General features: G+C 67.4%; 14 protein-coding genes. 9 read left to right on the top strand and 5 right to left on the bottom strand.

What is annotated here, in order from left to right:
- Positions 1-67: 67 nt before the first annotated feature.
- Complete coding sequence (locus JJ918_RS11210) at positions 68-2,140, bottom strand: hypothetical protein (protein WP_291887147.1); 2,073 nt, start codon at positions 2,138-2,140, stop codon at positions 68-70.
- Positions 2,141-2,349: 209 nt separating this feature from the next.
- Between JJ918_RS11210 and JJ918_RS11205 the strand changes: the two genes are divergently transcribed.
- From JJ918_RS11205 to JJ918_RS11195, 3 genes are all read left to right on the top strand, one after another.
- Positions 2,350-2,799: a TonB family protein gene (locus tag JJ918_RS11205; RefSeq protein WP_291887144.1), complete on the top strand. Its 450-nt coding sequence runs from the start codon at positions 2,350-2,352 to the stop codon at positions 2,797-2,799.
- Between the two features lie 134 nt (positions 2,800-2,933).
- A complete protein-coding gene (locus JJ918_RS11200) occupies positions 2,934-5,402 on the top strand; it encodes a PAS domain-containing sensor histidine kinase (RefSeq protein WP_291887142.1) in 2,469 nt (822 codons plus the stop codon).
- 10 nt (positions 5,403-5,412) lie between these two features.
- The gene (locus JJ918_RS11195; protein ID WP_291887139.1) at positions 5,413-5,934 is read left to right on the top strand and encodes a hypothetical protein; all 522 of its coding nucleotides are present in this window, start codon (positions 5,413-5,415) and stop codon (positions 5,932-5,934) included.
- On the opposite strand, the gene JJ918_RS11190 is transcribed toward JJ918_RS11195, so the two are convergent.
- Both JJ918_RS11190 and JJ918_RS11185 read right to left on the bottom strand, forming a co-directional pair.
- On the bottom strand, positions 5,935-7,833 hold the full coding sequence (locus tag JJ918_RS11190) for an SHOCT domain-containing protein (RefSeq protein ID WP_291887137.1): 1,899 nt from the start codon (positions 7,831-7,833) through the stop codon (positions 5,935-5,937).
- Between the two features lie 142 nt (positions 7,834-7,975).
- On the bottom strand, positions 7,976-8,296 hold the full coding sequence (locus tag JJ918_RS11185; protein WP_291887135.1) for a 2Fe-2S iron-sulfur cluster-binding protein: 321 nt from the start codon (positions 8,294-8,296) through the stop codon (positions 7,976-7,978).
- Between the two features lie 103 nt (positions 8,297-8,399).
- On the opposite strand from JJ918_RS11185, the gene tsaE reads away from it, so the two are divergent.
- From tsaE to trxA, 6 genes are all read left to right on the top strand, one after another.
- Positions 8,400-8,867, top strand: a complete 468-nt coding sequence (gene tsaE / locus JJ918_RS11180; RefSeq protein ID WP_291887132.1) for a tRNA (adenosine(37)-N6)-threonylcarbamoyltransferase complex ATPase subunit type 1 TsaE — start codon at positions 8,400-8,402, stop codon at positions 8,865-8,867.
- On the top strand, positions 8,854-9,954 hold the full coding sequence (locus tag JJ918_RS11175; RefSeq protein ID WP_291887129.1) for a phosphotransferase: 1,101 nt from the start codon (positions 8,854-8,856) through the stop codon (positions 9,952-9,954). Before tsaE ends, JJ918_RS11175 begins: the two co-directional genes overlap by 14 nt.
- The gene (locus JJ918_RS11170) at positions 9,951-10,664 is read left to right on the top strand and encodes a nucleotidyltransferase family protein (RefSeq protein WP_291887126.1); all 714 of its coding nucleotides are present in this window, start codon (positions 9,951-9,953) and stop codon (positions 10,662-10,664) included. Before JJ918_RS11175 ends, JJ918_RS11170 begins: the two co-directional genes overlap by 4 nt.
- Positions 10,661-13,711 (top strand): double-strand break repair protein AddB, encoded by a 3,051-nt coding sequence (gene addB, locus JJ918_RS11165; RefSeq protein ID WP_291887123.1) that lies wholly within the window; start codon positions 10,661-10,663, stop codon positions 13,709-13,711. The genes JJ918_RS11170 and addB overlap by 4 nt, the downstream gene beginning before the upstream one ends.
- Entirely contained in the window at positions 13,708-17,268 is a 3,561-nt protein-coding gene (gene addA / locus JJ918_RS11160; RefSeq protein WP_291887119.1) for a double-strand break repair helicase AddA, read from the top strand. The genes addB and addA overlap by 4 nt, the downstream gene beginning before the upstream one ends.
- Before the next feature lie 93 nt (positions 17,269-17,361).
- Complete coding sequence (gene trxA, locus JJ918_RS11155; protein ID WP_271187496.1) at positions 17,362-17,682, top strand: thioredoxin TrxA; 321 nt, start codon at positions 17,362-17,364, stop codon at positions 17,680-17,682.
- Positions 17,683-17,907: 225 nt separating this feature from the next.
- On the opposite strand, the gene JJ918_RS11150 is transcribed toward trxA, so the two are convergent.
- Entirely contained in the window at positions 17,908-19,194 is a 1,287-nt protein-coding gene (locus tag JJ918_RS11150; protein ID WP_291887114.1) for a folylpolyglutamate synthase/dihydrofolate synthase family protein, read from the bottom strand.
- Between the two features lie 31 nt (positions 19,195-19,225).
- A complete protein-coding gene (gene accD / locus JJ918_RS11145) occupies positions 19,226-20,140 on the bottom strand; it encodes an acetyl-CoA carboxylase, carboxyltransferase subunit beta (protein ID WP_291887112.1) in 915 nt (304 codons plus the stop codon).
- Between the last annotated feature and the right edge of the window lie 31 nt (positions 20,141-20,171).

Here is a 20,171-nt window from a genome sequence, read left to right as displayed (position 1 = left end):
GCCAGGCTGAGCGCATGAAAAAGGCCCGCACATCGTGCGGGCCTTTTCGTGTCCGGTGGCGCCGGTGTCAGGAAGCGTTGGTGTCCGCGTCGCTGCGCTCGACATCCAGGTCCGGCGTGCCGGGGGCCGTATCGCCCGCCTGGCGGGCCGGCAGCATCGGATCATTCCCGTCATCGTCGAAAAGTGGATCGTCGACCGGTGCCGCTGCGGCCGGTGTCGCACTGCCTGCCGCTTCGACGGCTGCGGCCACGCGCGACTCGACCTCATCGAGTGCGGGCGAGGTCGACGGGGTTGCTGGCAGACCGGCCGGTTCTGCAGGCGCGGTATCGGCCGTTTTGTCCGCCACCGTTACTTCAGCATCGGAGGCGTCCGCTGTCCCGGCCTGACCGGATGGCTGGCCTGAAGCCGGCATGGGCGGCGGCGAAGCGAGCGGCATGGTGCGTTCGTCTTCCACCGTTGCGGTGTCTTCCGCCTCGCCGGCATCCGCGGCGGGTTCGTCATCGGACCCGCCCTGCTCCGCTGCGCTCAGTGCAGCAGCGGCTGCAACGGCATCGAGGCTGGGAAGATCGTCATCCTCTTCCAGAGACGCCTCGGCCGGTTCCGGAACCGCTTCGGTCTCGGGCGCCTCAGCTGTTTCCGCCGCTGCCGTTTCCGGTTCAGCGGTTTCAGCGGACTGTTCAGGTGTCTCTGCAGCACCTGCCTGCGGTTCGGTTTCTTCGGTTTCGGGCGCCGCGTCGCTGGCGACGGCGTCGTCATCCGACGCGACAGGTGACTCTGCCTGCGGCTCGGCGCTGTCTTCGGTAGCCGGCTCCGCCGCAGCGATTTCGGCCGGCAGCACCGCCTCGACCGGGGCCAGGGTCACGTCGCCGGTTTCCGGCTCGGCCTCGGCTGTGACAGGCGCGTTTTCCACGTCCACCGAAACAGGCACAGCCTCTGCGTCCGCGGCCACGTCATCGCCGGTGCTTTCGGAAGGATCGACCGTTTCAGCATCGGCTGCAGCCGCTCCGGCAGTCTCATCATCGGTATGCACGGCTTCGGCCTCGCCGGCATCGTCGGGGCGGGCGCTGGTTTCGGCGGTCGGGCTGGGGTCGCCGTCAGCTGCGGTGGGCGGTAGTTCCAGTTCCGGCCCTGCCTCCGCTTCGCCATTTGCCGCGTCATCGGCGGGTTCAGCCGCTTCTGCGTCGTCCGCGGCCGCTTCCGTATCGTCCTCCGCCTCGACCCCGGTATCGGCCAGAGCCGTGGCCGCAACCGCCGCTGTGGCCGCCGCAGCGGCGACACCGCCGGCATCATTGCCGCGGACGCTTTCCTGCGGCGGATTGCGCAGGACATGCCCGGCCAGTCGTTCGACGCGCGCATTGAAACGCCCAGCGTCACGCACACGATTGAAGAAGCCGGCCGCGAGGAAGAGCAGGACGGCGCCGCCGATCAGGGCAAGCGTGGCGCCGACGCCGCCGAAGATTGCACCGGCCATGACGGCAAAAGCGGCGAAGGCGGGCACGTAGAGCAGGCGCCAGGACCGCGCGAGATAGGCGATGAGGGCGAGTGCACTACCGCCCAGTGCGATACCCCATTCGGTCAGCTGGTCCATCGGCACGAAGCCGAGGCTGGCGATCGCGTCGAGCAGGCCGGCGGGTAGCGAGGCTTCCAGCCGCCAGCCGGCCAGGCCGGGCGCAAAGGCCAGGACCTCGTCCATGATGCTGAAAGCGGGAATGCCGGCCATCATGCCGCCATTCATTTCCGTGAGGAAAGCGTGCAGCGTCGGCCAGACGGCAGCGAGCGCCGTCAGCGCAAGCAGCAGTACTGAAAGCCACCAGTTGAATCCGCGGGTCACGCCGGAGCGGGCCAGCAGGGTGGTCGCATCCGGTGTCGTGCGGACCCAGGTTTCGCGGGTGTGATTGATCAATGCAGCCGGGCGCGACCGGCGGTTCGGACCGGCCTGGACGCGCAGTATGGTGGCGCTGTCACCCGGCGTCAGGGCATTCGAGGCCTCGGCGAGCCGGACATCGTGATCCATCCCGTCGTCATCGCGCAACTGGCCCGTCGAGCCGTCGGCCTGTTTGACCTCTCCGGAGATCGTGAAGAAGTCGATCCGGCGGGCACCAAAGGCCTGCCCGGCATGCGCGGTCGGTAACAAGGACATGTCTCAACGCACCTCTAACGCCAGGTACTCACAACAGGACAGCATGCCGGATTGTTTCAAATCGGCGCGTCCCTCACCCAATTGCAGGGGACACTACAAGTTCGGGGCCGAAAATTGAACGCCTTAATCCTCGCTTAACAAAATGTTCGCGGGGGAGCGCCGTGAGGAACCGGCTTGAGCGGTTCGCATAAAGCGGTAGCTTGCCGGTCATGCGCGCCATCCTGATCCCTCTCCTGTTCGTCCTTTCATCCTGCACGGCCGTGCCGCAGGCGATACCGCTGCCCGGAACGGGCGCGACGCGCGGCCCCTTCATCCCGCGCGACGAATTCCCGGTTCCGCCCAATGTCGAACGCCTGATCGGGCCCGAAGACTGCCGCGGTTCCACGCTGGCGGCTGTTTCGGCCGATATCCCGGACTATCCGGTGCGGGCCTGGTCGCTGGGGCGGCAGGGCTGGGTCGTGGTGCGGTTCGATGTCGAGGCCGATGGCGATGTCGACAATGTCCGCATCGCGCGTGCCGTGCCGGACGGCCCGTTCAACCGGGAGAGCCGGCAGACCGTGCGCGCCTGGCAGTTTCGCCCGCTCGACGCGGGTGTGGACCGTCTGGACAATTGCGTGGTCATGTTCGAATTCCGCGCCGGTGAGGTCGCCCTGCGCTAGACACCTGTCGGTGCGGCTGTAGCGTTAATTATTTTTGCGGCCTCAGGCATCGCCCCGGACTCGCGCGCCCGGTATCATGCTGATTCGCGCGGACCCGATACGGGTGGGCAAAGGGCCGCGCCCAGGACAGCTCGATGACGGGACAGACATTTCAGATCGTGACGCTCATTGTCACCGTCGGTGCGATGGCTTTCGCCGTTGCCGTCGGGCTGTGGGCGTACCGTCTCACGGCCGGTGCCCGCACGGCCCAGCTGGTCTGGCGCCGCAAGCTGGCCGAACTGGAAGACCGCCTTGCCCGTGCCGACAGTGTGTTCGGCGCCCATCCCGGCCTGGTTCTCGTCTGGGACGATGCCACCTTCGACGAAAGCGATACGGGCTGGGGCCAGCCGCGCATCTTCGGTTCCTCCGTCGCGCTGGCCTCCTTGCTGCGTTTTGCCGAAGCGACCGATGGTCCCAATCCTGCCGGCATCCTGATGGAAGGCCTGGCGGATTACGAAGCGCGCTCTGCAGGCGGTGACGAAACCACGCTGCGCCGGCGCTTCAACGAGCTTGCGCAGAAGGGCCAGCCCTTCTCGCTGACCATTCTGGGACCGTCCGGCCGCTTCCTGGAGGCTGATGGCCGCGCCGCGGGAACCCAGCTGGTCGTCTGGCTGTCCGATGCGACGATCCGGGGGCTGGAGGAATCCAATGCCCGCGGCCGCATGGAAGAAGCGCGCCGGCTGGTTTCGAAAGACCCGATGGCCTTCCTCGACATGCTGGGCCGCGCCCCGGTTCCGGCCTGGCGGATGAATGTGTCCGGCCGTCTGGAATGGGTGAACCAGGCTTATGTCGCTGCCGTCGAAGGCAAGGATCTCGATACCGTGCTGCAAAAACAGACGGCGCTGGATGCGGGCATGTCCGACCAGGCGGTGCAGGCCGCCGAGCAGGGCGAACCCGTGTCGGAAACCCGCACGGTCGTTGTCGAGGGACGCCGCCGCTCGATGCAGTTCCTTGTCTTTCCGGTATCGGGCGGAGCCGCCGGCTTCGCGATCGACTCGACGGAAGCCGAGGAAGCCAAGTCCGATCTGGCGCGCTTCCGCCGGGCCCACGACGAAACGCTCAACCACATGGCCGAAGCCGTGGTGGTGTTCGACCGGTCCAAGCGCCTCAACTTCTACAACACGGCCTTCTCGCGCCTGTTCAAGCTGGACGATGCCTGGCTGAACGAGCGCCCGGGCCATGGCCAGTTCCTCGACCGGATGCGCGAAAAGCGTCTGCTGCCCGAACAGGCGGACTATTCCGGCTGGAAAACCGACGAGCTGGCCCGCTACGACCTGCCGCCGACCGACGAGACGCCGGACGAGCTTTGGCCGCTGCCCGATGGCCGCACCCTGCGCGTCGCGCGGCAGCGTCACCCGCTGGGCGGTCTGATGCTGATCTTCGAGGACAAGACCGACGAGCTGGCCCTGCGCGCCCGCTACAACACGCTGATCAATGTCCAGCGCGCTACGCTCGACAAGCTGCACGAGGCCGTCGCCGTGTTCGGCGCGAATGGCCGCCTGCAGCTGCACAACAACGCTTTCGAGGATATCTGGGGTTTCGAGGCCGAGGAGCTGGACGGTCAGCCGGAATTCGACCAGGTCGCCGAGACCTGCGCCGCCCTGTTCGCCGACGACCGCGTCTGGAACGACATCAAGGCGCGCGTCACCGATCCCAGCCCGCAGGCCCGCAAGCAGGTGACCGGCGAGATGCGCCGGTCCGACGATCGCGTGCTGACCTATCTCACCCGCCCGCTGCCCGATGGTGCGACGCTGATCTGCTGGGACGATGTCACCGACAGCCGGCGCATCGAGGAAGCCCTGCGTGAGCGGGCCGAGGCGCTGGAAACCTCCGAGCGCATCAAGACCGAGTTCGTCGAGCATGTGAGCTATCAGCTGCGCACGCCGCTCACCACGATCAACGGCTATGCCGACATGCTCGCCCAGGGATTTGCCGGGGCGCTGAGCGATCGTCAGAAAGAGCCGATGGCGGCGATCCAGACGGCCGCGGAGCATCTGGCCAAGCTGGTCGACGATATTCTCGATGTTGCGGCGATCGATGCCGGCCAGCTTGAGCTGGATCTGGGCGATGTCGATGTGGCCGATGTGGCGCGCGAGGCGGCCGAGCTCATTCAGGCGCGCGCCGACCATCACTCGATCAAGCTGGGTATCGATGTCGAGGGCGCGTCCGGTCTGATCCGCGCCGACCGGAACCGTATCAAGCAGGTCGCGATGAACCTCCTGTCCAACGCGATCCGGCACGTCCAGACCGGTGGCGAAGTGACCATCGGTGCGCGCCGCTCGGAAGATCAGCTGACGCTCTGGGTTGCCGATGACGGTGAAGGCATTGCGCCGGAAAAGCAGGCAACCGTGTTCGAGCGCTTCTCGCGCGGCGAGCGTGGCGGCGCCGGCCTCGGCCTGTCGCTGGTGAAGGAAATTGCCCAGCTGCACGGCGGCTGGGTGGAGCTGCAGTCCGAGCCCGGCAAGGGTACCAGAGTGTCCTGTCATTTCCCGTCCGAGCCGCATGGCAATGCCGTGCCGCCGGAGCTCGACCTGGCCCGCCGTCCGGCGTCGGGCCGCGTGTGAGGCGGGCGGCATGTGGCCGTTCCGGCGCACGCCCCGGCTGATCGAGCTCGACGATATCCCCGAATGCGATTTCGGTGCGCCCTATCCGATGCTGGCGGCGCTCGAGGGCGGGGTGAGTCTCGTCTACCTGATGCCGGACGCGAATCCGGACTGGGACGGGGAAGAGGCCCGCATCGTCGGTTTCGACACCGCCGATCTGCCGGTCGCCGCCGTTCGCTTCGTGCGGCCCCATACTCATAAGGCCGGTCCGCCGGATGAGGAAACGCTTGCCGGACACCCGCTGGCGTCCCGGGGGCTTTATCCCTGCGGAGCGTTTGAAGTGCGCCGGTCGGACTGGATCGACGCGCTGCGACAGGTGGACAGTATTCGCCCGTCGCACAGCGGCGAGCGCTTCCGCAAGCTGCGGCACTTTATCTTCACCTTCCGCGAATCCACGATCGAGGTTGCGGCCGACGGATATGAAGTCGCGCTTCTGGGACCGCTGTCCATCCGCGAGGCCCTGCAGCTGGAAGCAGGACGCCTGGCGCGTTAGCTAGTCTCCGTTCGCCAGTGAGCTCAGAATTTCTCTGCGCAGTTGTTCGAACTCAGCCTGGTCGATCATGCCGGCATCCCGCAGCTCCTGCAGCTCGCGCATCCTGTCGGCCGTCGAACGCGGTGTGGCCGGACGCGATGCGGCGACATTTGCCGGTCGCGGATCGCGGCGGGCCGCCTCCTCCGCTGCCGCGCCGGTCAGGCGGTCGCGCGGCGCTTCTCCCGTCAGATAGGTGTTCAGACGCGGGTCCGAGTGTGCGCCCACCCGGACAGCTGCCTCATCAAGGGCTTGCCGGATGACGTCGGATGCGACGATGGAAATGGAATCCCCATTGGCGAAGTCCGAACCGTGCGAATAGGGCTCGGTTTCCTCGCTCACAATATGATCCTCGAAGAGGAAGCGGCCTTCGAAGCAGGCGCTGACCCCCAGCTTTCCGGTCCCCGACCAGCGCACCCGCAAGCCGGCCCGATTGCGGTACTGGAAGTCCATGCCCGTTATGTGAAGGATAAGCGGACTTTGTGCGTCCTCGTACCGGCTGATGAGGTTCACGGCGCTGAAATGATCGCCGAGAATGCCGGGCGACAGGTCGGCCAGCGCCTTGCCGAGTGCCACATGGGCCGTTCGCCAGGCGCCGCCCATCGATTGCGGGCTGCCCGACCAGACCAGCGCCAGCACGTCGGGCGGGACCAGGATGTCGACACTGGCTGCATGGACTGTGCCGACGGGCCGGTCTGCCAGGTCGGCAGTGGAAAACCGGGTCGAGATGTCGGTCAGGAGCCCGTCAGGCAGCCGGGACCGGACGGATTGCTCGAAGGAGGCCAGGTCAAACCCTTCTGCGGCCGTGACCTGACGAAGCTGCTCGCGCAGCTCGCGCACCTGGCGATTGGCTGCATCCTCCTGCAGCTCACCGTCGAAGCCGGGCTGGAAGGCTGCGGCCGCGTCGCAGGCCATCGTGAGATAGCGCTGCGGACGGTTCATGTCTTCCAGGACGGCCCGGTAGGCATCGATCACAGCCTGTCGCCGTTCGCGGGCACGCCGGCGCATGTGCTCGGCTTCGACGAATTCATGCAGCGCCACATAGGTTTCGAGATTCTGCCGCGTGGCATGGTGGTAGAAATAATTGAACAGGCGCTGCGGTTCGGGCTCGTAGCCCAGTTCCTCTCTCACCATCGCCGCGTAGGACTGGGTGTAGAGGCCGCTCACACCGCCGCTATTGGCGGTGTAGTCCGTCGCCGTCAGGGCATCCATGAAAGGCTGGGAATTCCAGCGCTGGAAAAGGCTGGCCTCGAACGCCCGGGCCCGGGCCTGGGCATCCGATCCGACCGGCAGGGCATAGCTCGGCACGAAGGCGTAGGTATCGTCGTTGACATAGCCGTAGAAGGGATCGCCCAGCGGATCGACCAGAGGCTGGCGAAGCCGCTGATACTCCGCATTCACTTCGTCCACCACCCAGCGGTAGGACACATGATCGTAGAGCTGTTGCGACCATTCGTCCGTCGCCCGGTCGATCTGCTGCGCGGCGCTCTGGATCAGCTCGATATACTGGCCCACGCCCGGCAGGTAGGCGGAGAGCAAAGCCGGGCCTGCCGTCTGGCCGGCATGGCGCCAGTCACCGTCGGCTGCGGCTTCCAGGGTTTCGAAAATTGTTTCGCCGGTATCGCGTTCCAGTGCCGTGCCGAAGACCTGTTCCGTCGCGGCCTCGGCGGCATCCCACAGACGGTCCTCGACCTGGCTGCCCGACAGCGCCTTCAGCTCCGCCCACAAATCCTCGTCGGATCGCTCGGCAGGAACGGCGGTCGACGTCCCGGAAGTCTGGAGGTCTGTCTGAGCCTGCGCCGGCGCCATGACCGCCATGCCCAAAGCCAGTGCGAGTGCAGTGCTCGATGTCAGTCGGCGCATGTCCTGTCCCCTTGTTGCCGCCGGAAGCCCTCTCGGGCTAGCGTGCTACATGCGCAGGAACAATAGGACATTCGGACGAGTTGACGCGCTGGGCCCGGGTGTGTGTGAGCGTCCAGCTTGGCTTTGCAGCGAGGGTCGGGCGCTAGCCCTGGTGTTCCGGCATCCGGACGATCAGGCCGTCCAGCGCGTCGCTCACCGTGATCTGGCAGGACAGGCGCGAGGTCTCCTGGACGTCTTCGGCGAAGTCCAGCATCGACTCTTCCATGGGTTCACGCGAACCGGTCTTGTCGGCCCAGGCCGGGTCGACATAGACGTGGCATGTCGCGCAGGCGCAGGCACCGCCGCAATCGGCGTCGATACCGGGGACAAGGTTGCGCACCGCGCCTTCCATGACCGACAGGCCGTTGGGAACGTCGATCTCGTGCTCGGTACCGTTGTGCTCGATATAGGTGATCTTCGGCATGCGTAACTCCGTGAACCGTCATGGACATGAACAGCGTTCACAGCAGAGTCAAGATACAGCCTCACCGCTTGCCGGTGCGCGCGGGCTTCGCTAATCGCATGGCATGGGGTCTTCACGCACGCATCACCTCGATGGACTGGAAGCCACACGCAGCCTCGGCACCCGCCTGGCCGCGGTGCTCGGGCCCGGTGATGCCGTCCTGCTCAACGGCGATCTGGGGGCGGGAAAGACCACGCTCGCTCGCGCCGTGATCGCGACATTGTGTGGCATCGAGGATGCGCCCAGCCCGACCTACACGCTCGTCCAGATCTATGACACGGATGCAGGTGACGAGGTCTGGCACGCCGACCTTTACCGCATCGAGGACCCGTCCGAGCTCGACGAGCTGGGGCTGGACGATGCGTTCGACACGGCGATCTGTCTCGTGGAATGGCCGGACCGCCTGGGCGGCAGGCTGCCGCCGGACCGTCTGGAAATCCTGTTGAGCGGTGAAAACACCGACTTGGAGTCAGGCCGCAAAGCCCGGATAACGGGATATGGCCGGTGGGAGGAAAGAGTTGACGACATCTGATCGCGATCGCGCCCTCGACGCGTTTCTCGACCGCGCCGGCTGGGCTGCGGCCCAGCGCCATCCGCTGGCCGGCGATGCCTCGACGCGGCGCTATGTCCGCCTGGCCGATGGTGCGCGCACGGCGATGCTGATGGATGCGCCCTCCGGTGCCGAGGCACCGGCCTGCCCGCCCGATGCCAGTCCCGAAGAACGCAAGGCGCTGGGCTATAATGCCGAGGCGCGTCTGGCCGGTCCGAACCTGACGGCTTTTGCCGGACTGTCGGACGTGTTGTGCGAGCGTGGCTTTTCTGCGCCGTCCATCCTGGCGAGCGATCTCGAACACGGTTTCCTGTTGCTCGAAGATCTGGGTGACGCGCTGTTCGCGCGGCTGCTGCCGGACCAGATGCACGAAGGCTCTCTCTATGCCGCCGCCATCGACACGCTGGCGGCGATATACCGGTCCAGCTTTCCCGATGCGGTCGAGGCCGGCGGGCAGAGCTGGCCGCTGCAGGCCTATGATGCGACCGCTCTGATGGCCGAGGCCGATCTCTTCGTCGAATGGTTTCTGGGTCGGCATGCGGGCGTGACCCTGTCCGAGGCCGCGCTGGACGAATGGCGCGCCATCTGGACCCGCGCCTTCGGGCGGCTGGAGAACTGCCCGCCGGGCCTCGTGCTGCGCGACTATCATGCGGAGAACCTGATCTATCTGCCGGAGCGCCAGGGCGAGGCCTCGGTCGGCCTGCTCGACTTCCAGGACGCGCTGATCGGCCATCCGGCCTATGATCTCGTCTCCCTGCTGGAAGACGCGCGCCGCAATGTCGACCGCAAGCTCGCCGTGCCGCTGAAAGCCCGTTTCGTCGAGCGCGCCGGCTTGGGCGATGCGGCCGGCTTCGACGCGGCCTATGCCGTCCTCGGGGCCCAGCGCAATGCCAAGATCCTCGGCATTTTCGTGCGGCTCGCCGTGCGCGACGGCAAGGCGCGCTATCTCGACATGCTGCCGCGTGTCGCCCGCCACTTCGCCGGCGATATCCAGCACCCTGCGCTGATGGAGCTGAATCTGTGGATCAAGGCGCATGCCGGCGCCGTATTGCTGGAAGCGCACAAATGACGCGGATCAACCGGGGCATGGCGCTGGCCGCCGGGCTGGGCACGCGGATGCGGCCGATCACCAATGACCGGCCCAAGGCGCTGGTCGAGGTGGGCGGCAAGGCGCTGGTCGACTGGGCGCTGGACCGGTTCGCCGCGGCGGGCGTCGAGGACTGTGCCGTCAATATCCACCACTTCCCGGAACGGATGCGCGCCCATCTGGAACGCCGCATCGGCGCGCCCGCCATCACGGTCTCGGATGAGACCGGCGAGGTTCTGGAGACAGGCGGCGGCGTGGTGAAGGCGCTGCCCGTTCTGGGCGATGAACCCTTCTTCGTCTCCAATATCGACGCAGTCTGGGTCGATGAAGGCGTGCGCGAACTCGACCGCATGCAGGCGGCCTGGGACCCGGAGCGGATGGATGTGCTCCTCCTGCTTGCGCCGATGGCGCGCACGCTCGGCTTCGACGGTGCAGGCGATGTCTTCCTCGAACCGGACGGGCAGGTGCGCTTCCGGGGCGCGGCGGCCTCGGCCCCCTACGCCTTTGCCGGCGTCCATATTGTTCATCCGCGCATTCTCGCCGGCCGCACGGCCGAGCGCTTCTCCATGATGGAAATCTGGAAGGCACTGGAACCGGACGGGCGTGTCCACGGCATCGCCATGGAGAGTTTCTGGATGCATGTCGGCGATCCCGGCGCCCTGCAAGAGGCCGAGGCGCGGCTGAAAGGGTGAGCGCGCGGATCTTCGATACGCCGGCCCCGCGCCTCTTCACCCTGCCGCCGCAGGACGATTTCCTTCGCACCGTCACCCGCACCCTGCGCGCCGAATTCGATGCGGCGGGCAATCCGGACGCCCTGACCCGTATCCTGATCCTCACGCCGACGCGCCGGGCGGCCAAGGCGCTGGGCGACATCTTCGCCGAGGAAGCCGGCACCGGCGTCGCGCTTCTGCCGCTGATCCGGCCGATCGGCGATGTTGATGTCGACGATCCGCCCTTCGAGCCCGGCGAGCTGGCGGGCATCGCGCCGCCGCCCGTCTCGCCTGCGCGCCGCCGGTTCGAACTGGCGCGGCTGATCCTCGCCAAGGAAGCCGCCCTGGGCCGGCCGATCGGGATTGGCGGGGCTTTGGCGCTGGCCGAACCGCTGGCGGCGCTGATGGACGATCTGGCGACCGAGGAAGTCGAGGACTTGACCGCCATCGACGAGGCCATGCGCGATCATCTACCGGCCGACCGGCGCGAGGCGGTCGAGTTCATCGATATCGTCCAGCGCGTCTGGCCGGCGCGCCTGGCCGAGCTGGGCCTCACCGATGCCGCGGCGCGTCGCTCGCTTGTCCTGCGCAAGCTGATCGAACGCTGGCAGACAAGTCCGCCGGATCATCCCGTGCTTGCCATAGGTTCGACCGGGTCGATCCCGGCGGCCCGCGACCTGATGCAGGTAATCGCCGGCCTGCCGCAGGGCGCTGTCGTGCTGCCCGGTTTCGACTGGGATGCCGACGACACCGCGTGGGCTGCTGTGGATGACGTGCACCCGCAATGGGCGATGAAGGAATTCGTCGCCCAATGCGGGGCGGCTCGGTCCGAGGTTCGCGCCTGGCCGGGTGCCGCCGAGGCGCGCCCTGCCGAAATGCGCCGCCGCCTGATCGCCGAGGCCTTGCGGCCGGCCGGGACGACGGATGAATGGATGTCGCGGATCGAGCATCTGCGCGGGCGTTTCGGCGAGGACTTTTTTGAACGCGCATTGTCGGGCCTTGCGCTGATCGAGGCGCCGGACCCGATCAGCGAGGCGCGCGCCTGTGCCCTCATGCTGCGCGAGACGCTGGAGACGCCCGACCGCACCGCCATCCTGGTCACACCCGACCGAGCGCTCGCGCGGCGGGTCTCGGCCGAGATGACCCGGTTCGGCGTGAAGCTGGACGATTCCGGCGGCGCCTCGCTGGCCGAGACACCGGCCGGGGCGTTTCTGACCCGCCTTCTCGACGTGGCCGAGGATCCCGGCAGCGTTGTCGCCCTGTCGGCGCTGTGGAGTTCGCCCCTGTTCAGCGCCGGCCATCCGCGCGGGACAGTCCACACCGTCCTGGCCAAGTTCGAGGCCGAGGCCCTGCGCGGCGCGCGGCCCGGGCATGATCTTGCCGCCGTGCGCCAGCGGCTGGACGGCAAATATGTCGAGCTTTTCGACGACGACAAGGCGCTGGTCCGGACGTTACTCGACGGTCTGGAACACGCCTTCGCGCCGCTGATCGATGGCGAAACGCGCAGCGCGGCCGCCTGGGCGGAAGCGCATGCCCGTGCGGCGGAGGCCCTGTCCGCGACACCGCAGGGCGAGGGCGCGCTGTGGGGCGGGGAAGGCGGTGAGGCGGCAGCCGGACTGGTCCGTTCGCTGCTGGAGGAGAGCGACAGCCTGCCGGAAATGTCGCTGACCGATTATGCTGCCGCCGTACGCGAACTGATCGGTGCACGGCGCGTGCCGCCCAGGCTGGGTGTGCATCCGCGCCTGCAGGTTCTCGGTCCGCTGGAAGCGCGCCTGATCTCGGCCGACCGGGTGATCCTGGCCGGGCTCAATGAAGGCGTCTGGCCGGCGGGACTGGGTGCGGACCCCTGGCTCTCCCGCGGTATGCGGATCGCGGCCGAGCTGGGCGCGCCGGAACGGCGCTATGGTCTGGCCGCGCACGATTTCGCACAGCTGGCTGCTGCGCCGGACGTAATCCTGACCCGGGCCGGCAAGGCCGATGGCGCGCCCACCGTCGCCTCGCGCTGGGTGTGGCGCCTGAAGACACTGGCCAGTGGCGCGCTGGGCGAAGCGGGGGCCGAAGCGGCGCTGGCGCCGAAGACCGACTATCTCGCCCTTGCGCGCGTGCTCGACGAGACGGGCATTGCGCCCGTACCGGCGCCGAGGCCTGCCCCGTCTCCGCCCGTCGCCGAACGGCCGCGCAAGCTGTCGATCACGGAAATCCGCACCTGGGTCCGCGACCCCTATTCCATCTTCGCGCGCCATGTTCTCGGCCTGCGCCGGCTCGATCCGGCCGACATGCCCCCGGGCGCGCGTGAGCGCGGGACCGCCCTGCACGCCGCGCTGCAGGATGTGGTGCCGCTCTGGCGCGATGCCGTGCCCGCGGATGCGGAGGACCAGCTCGTCGCGGCCGCGCAGCCCTACCTGCTTGAATGGGGATTCCAGCCGGGCGAGATGGCGGTGGAACTGGCCCGCTTCCGCCGGGCTGCGGCCTGGCTGGTCGCCTGGGAACGGCGCCGTCGTGACCTCGGCATCACGGTCGACCAGGTGGAAATCCGGGGCGAGCGGAGGCTGGACGGGCCGGCCGGCGATTTCGTGCTTTACGGACGGGCTGACCGGTTTGACCGTCATCCCGATGGCCGGATCGATGTGATCGACTACAAGACCGGCTCCAGCGCCTCGCCCAAGGAAGTCGCAGCCGGGTTCGATCCGCAATTGCCGCTGACCGCGGCGATCGCGGCGACCGGGAACGGCTTTCCCGATCTGGCGGCTGCGCCGGTGGCGGGGCTCTACTATCTGGCGCTTCCGGGTAATGCGAAGGGCGGCGAGGAGCGGCGTGTGGACAGCGGCCGCAACCAGCCGGACGCCATGGAGATGGCGGAGAAGGCGCTGGAGGATCTCACGGGCTGGATCGCTCGTTTCGATGCCGAAACGATGCCGTATGAAAGCCAGACGCGCGCCAAGTATACCAATGATTACGGTGATTTTGACCATCTCGCCCGCCGCGGCGAGTGGGCGAGTGCGCCGGACGGGTCGGAGGGCGACACATGAGCGCGCCCGGCTTCGACGATACGATCCGCGCGGCTGCGTCCGACGCCCAGAAGCGGGCCGCTCATCATGGCGTCAGCGTCTTCGTGGAAGCCAATGCCGGCTCGGGCAAGACCCGCGTCCTGGTCGACCGGGTGGTGAACATCCTGCTCCAGGGCGTCGCGCCGGAGGAAATCCTCTGCGTCACTTATACCAAGGCTGCCGCGGCCGAGATGAAGGACCGTCTCTTCACCCGTCTGGGGCGCTGGTCGGTGGCGGGGGCGGAGGAGCTCGAGCGCGATCTGAAGGAACAGCTGGGTCATGGCGATCTGCCGGTCGGGCAGATCGAGGATGCCCGCCGCCTGTTCGCTCGTGCGCTGGAAACGCCGGGCGGTCTGAAAATCCAGACCATCCACGCTTTCTGCGAAAACCTGCTGCGGCGTTTCCCGCTGGAAGCGGGCGCGCCACCCGGCTTTGACACGCTGGACGAGGCCGAGGCGGCCCGGCGGATCGATGCCGCACGCCAGCGCGTGCTGTGTGCTCTGCCGCCGGAAACCGTCGATCTGGTACTGCGCACCGGCGGGCCGGACGCGTTTGCCTCCATCATGGCCTGGGCCCGCGGCCGCCGGCATGATTTCCGCGATGCGCTGGACCGCGCGGGCGGCCCGGACGGGTTGGTCGACACACTCTACACCACGCTTGGTCTGGAGATCGGTGCCACGGCGGATGCGCTGAAAGCGGCGGCCTGGGCGCAGGCGCCGCACGATCATCTGGAAGAGGCGGTCATCGTCCAGCGCAATCATGGCGGCAAGACCGATGCGGGGCGCGCCGACCTGATCGAGCAGGCCCTGAAATCCGGCCGCGCCGAAGACGCGTTCGATCTCTACGTCCAGGTTTTCTTCACCGACAAGGGGCGCGGCACACCGGCCAAATCGCTGATCACGGCAGGCTGCGACAAGGTCGCGCCGGGTGTGAAGCCGATGCTGGAGCGCGAATGCGCGCGGCTGGAGAAGGTCCGCGATCAGGTCCGGGCCGCCGCTGTGGCTGAAGCGAGTGCGGCGGCGATCCATATCGCGGCGCGCTTTGTCGAGGCCTATGAGGACGAGCTGCAACGCCGCCGCGCGCTCGATTTCGACGATCTCGTGCGGCTGGCGGGCGATCTCCTGCGGCCGGAAAACGCCTTTTCCGGCTGGGTTGGCTACAAGCTTGACGGTACGCTGGCGCATGCGCTGATCGACGAAGCCCAGGACACCGCGCCGCGGCAGTGGGACATGATCCGCGGGCTGACGGCGGAATTCTTCGCCGGTGCGGGCGCGCGCGAAAGCGGGCGGACCCTCTTCATCGTCGGCGATGAGAAACAGTCGATCTATTCCTTCCAGGGTGCCGAACCGGCCCGCTTCATGGAAGAAGGCGATCGTCTTGCCGCAGCCGCCAGCGCGGCCGAGCTGGGTTTCGAACGCCCCGGCCTGGACGTATCCTTCCGCTCGGCACCGGAAATCCTCGCCGCTGTGGACCAGGCCTTCGCGCCGGAGGCTGCGGCCTTCATGGCGCCGGAGACGAAATTCCAGGCGTCGGACCGCCCCTTCGCCCGCTATCAGAGCCACCGCGCTGCACGCATGAACACGCCCGGCTGTGTCGAGTTCTGGCCCGCCGTACCCAAGCCGGAAAGCGTCGAGGAAGCCTCGATCTTCGATCCGGTCGATGCGAGCGCGCGCGGTTCGGCGCGGGATATCCTGGCCGAGACGGTCGCCGAGGAAATCCGCGCCATGCTGGCGCGTGGTGACGGGATCTGGGAAGAGGCGCGCGGCGCGTTCAGCCAGCGTCCCGTCCGGCCCGGCGATATCGCCATCCTGGTCTGGCGCCGCACCGGCGGCTTCTTCGAGGAAGTGATCCGCCAGCTCAAGCTGAAGGGTGTGCCCGTGGCGGGTGCCGACCGCATGGTGCTCAAGGAGCAGACGGCGGTGAAGGACATGCTGGCGCTGGCGCGCTTCGCGATCACGCCGGGCGACGATCTGGCGCTGGCGGAATTGCTCAAATCGCCCTTCTTCGACCCGGCAGACGGCGGTCCGCCGGCGATTGACGACGATGTGCTGCTCGATCTGGCCCGCCGCCGCACGTCGACGCGCCGCGGTACGCTGTGGAGTGCGCTTTTCACCAGCGACGATCCGCGCCTGATCGAAGCGCGCGATGCCCTGAAATCCGTGCGCGACGCAGCTGACAGCGACCGGCTCTACGATCTCTTCGCGGGTTTTCTCAATGCGCGCACGCCAACCGGCGAGACGCGCTGGGCGCGGGTCTATGCGCGTCTGGGCGAGGAGGCGCGCGATCCGCTGGAGGAATTCCTGGCGCGGGCGCTGGATCATGAGCGTGAAGGCGGAGGAGCGCTGTCCTCCTTCCTCGCGGCGATCGGCACCGAGGACACCCAGCTCAAGCGCGAGATGAGTCATGACCGGGACGAGGTCCAGGTGATGACGGTTCACGCCTCCAAGGGGCTGGAGCGGCCGGTTGTCATCCTGCCGGACACGACGCGCTCGCCGCTCACCGGCAAGGGCGATGCGATCCTCTCCCATCCCGAGGCCGGGCTGATCTGGTCGCAGCGCAAGGCGGAGGATCCGCCGGCTGTGGCCGAATTGCGCGAGACAGCCGCCAACCGCCTGAAGGCCGAGCATGGCCGTCTGCTCTATGTCGCCCTGACTCGCGCGCGGGACCGGCTGATCGTGTGCGGCTGGCGTCAGGGCGCTGGCGCGCTGGGCCAGATCTCCGATGACAGCTGGTATGCGCGCCTGGCCGAGCACTGGGGCGGTGAGGGCTGGGACGAGATCGAGACGCCGCTCTCTGCCCGTATCGAGGACATTGGCGCAGGCCTGCGTTTCGGTCCTGCGCCGGTCGCGCTGGGCGAGGCCGAACGGGCCCGCCGTGCGGTCATGGCGGTTCCGGACTGGGCGCGCATTCCGGCGCGCAGCGAACAGTCCGGCGTGCGCGGTGTGGCGCCGTCGAGCTTCCTCGGTGGCGAGGAGGCGGATTTCGAACCGCCGGTTCTCTCGCCGCTCGCCGATCCGGGGGCGCACCGTTTCCGGCGCGGCGATGTGATCCACAAACTCCTGCAGACCCTGCCGGACGTGGCCCGTGAGCGCCGGCGCGAGGCGGCCGAGCGCTTTGTCGCGGCCCAGCCCGATTTCTCCGACACCGACCGGCAGGTGATGATCGAAGAGACGCTGGGCATTCTCGATCATCCCGACTTCGCGCCCCTGTTCGGACCGGGCAGCCGGGCCGAGGTGTCGCTCGTCGGGCGTGCACCGGATCTTCCCGGAAATGTGATCGTGCGGGGCCAGGTCGACCGCCTGGTCGTGACGGACAGCGAGGTGCTGATCGTCGACTACAAGACCAATCGCCCGCCGCCGGAAGACGTTGCTGCAGTGGCGAAAGTGTATATCGGCCAGCTGGCGACCTACCGCGCCCTGCTCCGCGCGGTTCACCCCGGAAAAACGGTACGTTGCGCGCTGCTCTGGACGGATGCAGCACGGCTCATGGAAGTGGCAGACGAGGTGATGGACGCCGTGCTCGACGGGGCGACGGCTTGACGGCGGCGGCGGCTCTCCTTACCTCACGCGCCATCCATCGTGTCCGGATCTTCGGGCACATGTTCGTTAAAGGCCCGAAAAAAGGAGTTTCCCATGGCGACCAAGGCGGTCAGCGATGAATCCTTCGAAAGCGACGTTCTCAATGCACCCGGTCCGGTCCTCGTGGACTTCTGGGCCGAATGGTGCGGGCCGTGCAAGCAGATCGCCCCGGCGCTCGAGGAAATTTCCGACGAGATGGCCGGCGAGCTGACCATCGCCAAGGTGAATATCGACGACCACCCGATGACGCCCGGCAAGTATGGCGTACGCGGCATCCCGACCATGATGATCTTCAAGGATGGCCAGGTCGTCTCCACCAAGATCGGCGCCATGGCCAAGGGCAAGATTTCCGAATGGGTCAAGGAAAGCCTCTAGGCTTCCCGACGCTTTTCGAATGCTGAAACGGGCGCTCCACCGGGGCGCCCGTTTTTCTTTCCTCCCCACATGAGTGGGGAGGGGGACCCGCGAAGCGGGGGAGGGGCCGCCGCGGCACGCGGCGGGATGTCGGAGCCGAGCATCACCGTGTAACGGCGCTTCGCGCCGCCCCTTCGACCCGATGCTGCGCATCGGCCCACTTCCCCACTCTCGTGGGGAAGAAACCTAACCCGGCGTACGGTGGGGCGGGGCGTCGCCGAGGGCGAGGGCTTCGCCGGCGAGGTAGAGCGAGCCGCCGATCAGGATGCGCGGCGCCGGATGTTCCTTGGCCGCTTTCTTCATCGCCGGGATCAGGCCGCTGGCGATCTCTGCCGTCACGCCGCCGGCCTGGCAGGCCGCGACAACGTCCTGTGCCGGCTGCGAGCCGCCGCGGCCGGACTTGAACTCCACCGCAATGAGGCGCCGGGCCAGGCCGGAGAACTGGCTGCACCAGGCGGTGACGTCCTTGTTGGGCGAGAAACCCGCAATGATGACCAGCGGGCGCTCCTCGCGCTCGTCCATGTCGGCGAGGGCGTGGGAGAGGGCTTTGGCGGCGGCTTCATTATGACCGCCATCGAGCCAGAGCTCGGCACCGGCCTTGCGCGCGATCTCGCCGAGCGGACCGCGGGTAATGCTTTGCAGGCGCGCCGGCCAGGTCGCATTGGCAATACCGGCGGCCGCAGCGCTTTCGGGCCATTGCAGCACGGCCGCTGCGGCCGCAGCGGCCCCGGCATTGAGGATCTGGTGCGGGCCCAGAAGACCGGGTGCCGGCAGGTCCCAGACGCGGCTTTCATCCTCGTAGATCAGCCGTCCGTGCTGGATATAGGCATTGTAGTCGCGGCCCCAGACGAAGGCCGGAGCCCCGACCTTGGCGGCCTCGTCGAGAATGGCGGCTTCGGCATCATCCACCTGGTTGCCGACCACGACCGGGACGCCGAACTTGCAGATGCCCGCCTTCTCGCGGGCGATCTGGCGCAGGTCGGTGCCCAGGAATTCCTGGTGATCGAGACTGACCGGTGTGATCACGCTCAGGGCCGGCCGGGCGATGACATTGGTGGCGTCGAACCGGCCGCCCAGCCCCACTTCCAGGATCAGCCGGTCGGCGGGATGTTCGGAGAAGAGCAGCAGGGCCGCCGCCGTGGTGATCTCGAAAAAGGTGATCGGCTCGCCGAAATTTGCCGCCTCGCAGCGGGCGAAGGCCTCGATTAGCGTCTTGTCGTCGACGGGTGTCGAGTCGAGCAGGATGCGTTCGTTGAAATTCACCAGGTGCGGCGAGGTGTAGATATGCACCCGCTCGCCCTTGGTGCGGGCCATCTCGGCGAGATAGGCACAGGTCGAGCCCTTGCCGTTCGTTCCCGCGACATGGACGGTCGGCGGCAGATGGTCCTGGGGATTGCCCAGCGCCGTCAGAAGGCGCTGCAGGCGGCCAAGGGAAAGATCGATTTTCTGCGGGTGCAGGCTCGCAAGGCGCACCAGCGCGTCATCAAGGTCTTGACGGCGCGTGCTAATGGCTGCCCCCGTCGCTGGCCACATGGTCGGCCGGCGGCGGTGTCAGGGAGGCCGGTATCGACGTTCCGGGGCGTTTCATCATGACCCTCAGCATGCGCCCCAGTGTACCCGGAATGTCCCGGCGATGCACCACTTTGTCGACCATGCCCTTTTCCAGCAGGTATTCGGCGCGCTGGAAGCCTTCCGGCAGTTTTTCCCGGATCGTCTGCTCGATAACGCGCGGGCCGGCAAAGCCGATCAGGGCGCCCGGTTCGGCGATGTGGACATCGCCCAGCATGGCGTAGGAGGCGGTCACGCCGCCGGTCGTGGGATCGGTCAGCACCACGATATAGGGCAGGCCGGCATCCTTGAGCATTTCCACGGCAATCGTCGTGCGCGGCATCTGCATCAGGGAGAGCGTGCCCTCCTGCATGCGCGCGCCGCCGGCGGCCGTGTAGACGATCAGCGGTGCCTTGCGGGCAATCGCCTCTTCGGCCGCCTTGATGAAGCTCTCGCCGGCGGCCATGCCGAGCGAACCGCCCATGAAGGCAAAATTCTGCACCAGGACGACGCTTTCCAGACCGCCGATCCGGCCGACCGCAATCGCCATCGCATCGTCGCGCCCGGTCTTCTTGCGGGCTGCGGTCAGGCGCGAGGTATAGGGCTTGTCGTCCTTGAACTTCAGCGGGTCGCGGGGAACTTCCGGCGTGTCCAGCTCGGTGTACTCGCCGTCGAAGGTGAACTGGAAGCGCCAGGCCGGGCCGATGCGCATGTGATGCCCGGCGGGCGTCACGAACAGGCCGGCTTCCAGATCCTTGTGGAACACCATCTCGCCCGACTTGGGGCATTTGACCCACAGATTGTCCGGCGTGTCCCGCTTGGAAAAGATTTTCGACATGCCCGGCGGGGTAATCTTGGACAGCCAGTTCATTCCCGTATCCCGATCGTTCATCGGCTTGTCT

The sequence above is a fragment of the Maricaulis sp. genome (assembly GCF_017642925.1).
Lineage (GTDB): Bacteria > Pseudomonadota > Alphaproteobacteria > Caulobacterales > Maricaulaceae > Maricaulis.
This window is presented reverse-complemented; position numbering and strand designations above follow the sequence as displayed.

What these genes read in the sequence shown, in the direction of transcription:
- JJ918_RS11210 (WP_291887147.1), bottom strand. Translation starts at nt 2,140, where the DNA reads ATGTCCTTGTTACCGACCGCGCATGCCGGGCAGGCCTTTGGTGCCCGC.
- JJ918_RS11205 (WP_291887144.1), top strand. Translation starts at nt 2,350, where the DNA reads ATGCGCGCCATCCTGATCCCTCTCCTGTTCGTCCTTTCATCCTGCACG.
- JJ918_RS11200 (WP_291887142.1), top strand. Translation starts at nt 2,934, where the DNA reads ATGACGGGACAGACATTTCAGATCGTGACGCTCATTGTCACCGTCGGT.
- JJ918_RS11195 (WP_291887139.1), top strand. Translation starts at nt 5,413, where the DNA reads ATGTGGCCGTTCCGGCGCACGCCCCGGCTGATCGAGCTCGACGATATC.
- JJ918_RS11190 (WP_291887137.1), bottom strand. Translation starts at nt 7,833, where the DNA reads ATGCGCCGACTGACATCGAGCACTGCACTCGCACTGGCTTTGGGCATG.
- JJ918_RS11185 (WP_291887135.1), bottom strand. Translation starts at nt 8,296, where the DNA reads ATGCCGAAGATCACCTATATCGAGCACAACGGTACCGAGCACGAGATC.
- tsaE (WP_291887132.1), top strand. Translation starts at nt 8,400, where the DNA reads ATGGGGTCTTCACGCACGCATCACCTCGATGGACTGGAAGCCACACGC.
- JJ918_RS11170 (WP_291887126.1), top strand. Translation starts at nt 9,951, where the DNA reads ATGACGCGGATCAACCGGGGCATGGCGCTGGCCGCCGGGCTGGGCACG.
- addA (WP_291887119.1), top strand. Translation starts at nt 13,708, where the DNA reads ATGAGCGCGCCCGGCTTCGACGATACGATCCGCGCGGCTGCGTCCGAC.
- trxA (WP_271187496.1), top strand. Translation starts at nt 17,362, where the DNA reads ATGGCGACCAAGGCGGTCAGCGATGAATCCTTCGAAAGCGACGTTCTC.
- accD (WP_291887112.1), bottom strand. Translation starts at nt 20,140, where the DNA reads ATGAACTGGCTGTCCAAGATTACCCCGCCGGGCATGTCGAAAATCTTT.